This is a genomic window from Actinophytocola sp., assembly GCF_049647105.1.
In the GTDB taxonomy this organism is placed as follows: Bacteria; Actinomycetota; Actinomycetes; order Mycobacteriales; family Pseudonocardiaceae; genus Actinophytocola.
This window is the reverse complement of the sequence record NZ_JBARWZ010000116.1, coordinates 1-2,850: the sequence shown is the minus strand read 5'-3', so window position 1 is coordinate 2,850 and position 2,850 is coordinate 1. Positions and strand designations below refer to the sequence as shown.

At 76.6% G+C, this 2,850-nt stretch carries 1 protein-coding gene; it reads right to left on the bottom strand.

Annotated features, from left to right (window positions below):
- Positions 1-2,850: SDR family NAD(P)-dependent oxidoreductase (locus WBA97_RS14005; protein ID WP_424231219.1), on the bottom strand; the 2,850-nt coding region annotated here is incomplete at both ends.

Sequence of the window (2,850 nt, the reverse complement as noted above, 5' to 3'; positions counted from 1 at the left end):
GCGTGCGCTCGCGCTCGGCCGGGGTCTGCCCGGCGAGCGTCGCGGCCAGCCCGGCGTCGTCGGCCGGTTCCCCGGCGCGGGCGGGTGCCGCGGCGGCGACCAGCTTGACCTCGGGCAGCTCGCCGATCAGCGGGCTTGGCCGCATGACGGTGAACGCCGGGGTGAAGCGGTACCAGTCGACCTCGGCGGCCGCGACGAACGTGTCGTCGTGGTCGAGTGCCTGCTGGAGGGCGCGGACGGCGGGTGCGGGCTCGATCAGCGGGACACCTCGGCGCAGCATCGGCTCGACCTCGGTGGCGGCGACCATGCCGCCGCCGTCCCACGGGCCCCAGGCCACCGACAGCGCCGGCACGCCGTCGGCGCGGGAACGTTGCGCGAGCGCGTCGAGGTAGGCGTTGCCCGCGGCGTAGCCGCCGTGCCTGCCGACCCCCCACACACCGGCGATGGACGAGAAGTGCACGATCGCGTCCACCTCGGACGGGTCGAGCAGCTCCGTGAGGTTCCGTGCCCCGGCGGCCTTCGCGCCGACCAGGCCGGCCAGGACGGCGACCCCGGTGTGCTCCAGGCGTTCCAGGGTGCTGGCGCCCGCCGTGTGCATGACGGTGCGGACGGGCAGGCCCTGCGCACGCAGGTCGTCGAGCATGGTGGCGACGGCGGCGCGGTCGGCGACGTCGCAGGCGGCGAAGGTGACCGAGGCGCCGCGGGCGGCCAGGTCCCTGGCGAGTTCTTCCGCGCCGGGAGCGTCCGCGCCCCGCCTGCTGACCAGGACCAGGTCCGCCGCGCCGTTGTCCGCCAGCCAGCGGGCGACATGCCCGCCGATGGCGCCGGTGCCGCCGGTGACCAGCACCGCACCGCTCGGACGCCAGGTGCGGACCGGGCCGCCGCCGCTCGCACGGACGAGCCTGCGGGCAAGGAGTCCTGCTGGGCGCACGGCCAGCTGGTCCTCGCCGTCGTCGCGGGTGATCGCGGCGACCAGGCGGGTGGCGGCGCGGGCGTCCACCTCGTCGGGGAGGTCCACGAGGCCGCCCCAGTGCCGGGGGTGCTCCAGCGCCGCGACCCGGCCGAGACCCCAGACCTGGGCCTGCTCGGGGCTGGCAGGCGCGTCCTGGGCGGCGGCGACCGCGCCCTGGGTCACGCACCACAGCGGGGCGCCGGGGTCGGCGTCGAGCAGCGCGTGCAGGAGGGTCAGGGTGGCGGCCAGGCCCGAGGGGAGGACGGGGTGCGCGGGGTGGGCGGTCGTGTCCAGTGCCAGCAGCGACAGGACGCCGGTCCATTCGCCGTCGCGCAGCCGGTCCGACAGGTCGGCGGCGTCGGCGGTGGCCGGGTCGGCCACCAGGGTGTCCACAGTGGCCAGCCGGTCGCGCAGCGCGGCGGCGACGCGGACGGCGACCGGGTGGTCGGCGTCCGGCGTGACGATCAGCCAGCGGCCGGTGAGGACCGGGGTGTCGGGCTCGGCGACCGGCAGCCAGGTGACCGCGTAGCGCCAGGCATCCACGGCGGCGCGCTCGCGCAGGCCGCGCCGCCAGGCCGACAGGGCCGGGAGCAGCGGCGCCAGTGCGCGACCGGAGGCCAGGTCGAGCACGTCGGCGGCCTCGGTGGCGTCACCCGACTCCACGGCGGACCAGAAGCGGTCCTCTGCCGCGGTGCCCGCCGGGGGCGGCGCGGTCGTCCACTGGTGCGGCGCGGGCCAGTATCGCTTGCGCTGGAAGGCGTAGGTGGGCAGGTCGACGAGTGCGGCACCGGGGAAGACGGTGGTCCAGTCCGGAGCGGCGCCGTGCACGCCCGCCTCGGCGAGGCTGGTGTGGAAGCGGCGCGGGCCGTCCTCGTCGCGGCGCAGCGTGCCGGTGACGCGTGCTTCTGCGTCGGTCTCCCGCACGGCCATCGCCAGGACGGGGTGCGGGCTGACCTCGATGAACAGCCGGTGCCCGTGGCCGAGCAGTGCGGTGATGGCCGCGTCGAAGCGGACGGTCTCGCGGAGGTTGGCGTACCAGTACTCCGCGTCCAGCGCGGCGGTGTCGAGCTGCTCGCCGGTGACGGCGGAGTAGAACGGGAGGTCCGACGACCGCGGCGTGATGCCCGCGAGGTCGCGGCGCAGGCGGTCGCGGATCGCGGCGACCTGCGCGGAGTGCGACGCGTAGTCCACCGGAATGTGCTTGGCGCGCTTGCCTTCCCCGGTGAACGTGGCGACCAGGTCGGCCAGCCCGGCCGGGGTGCCGGAGACGACGACGGACGCGGGCCCGTTGACCGCCGCCAGCTCGACCGCGCCCTGCCAGTGCGGGAGGCGCGCGCGGACCGTGTCGGCGGGCAGCGCGACCGAGACCATGCCGCCCCGGCCGGACAGCTCCTCGGCGATGGCCCGGCTGCGCAGGGCGACCACCTTCGCCGCGTCGGCCAGCGACAGCGCGCCGCACACGGCGGCCGCGGCCACCTCACCCTGGGAATGTCCCACCACGGCAACGGGTTCGACGCCGCACGAGCGCCACAGGGCCGCCAGGGACACCATCACCGCGAACAGCAGCGGCTGGACGACCTCGACCCGGTCGAGCCACCCGTCGTCACCACGCAGCACCTGGGACGGCACGAAGTCGAGGTGCGGGGCCAGCGCGTGCTCGCAGGACTCGAACGCCGCCAGGAATACCGGGGACGCGTCGAGCAGGTCGACGGCCATGCCCGCCCACTGCGAGCCCTGGCCGGGGAAGACGAACACCGGCCCGGTCCGTTCGCCGCCCGGGTTGATGGCGGTGCCGCTGACCACCGCGGCCGACGGGGTGCCCGTGGCCAGCGCGGCGAGGCCGTCGAGCAGTTCGGCGCGGTCGCCGACCACGGCGGCCCGGTGTGCCAGCGCGGCGC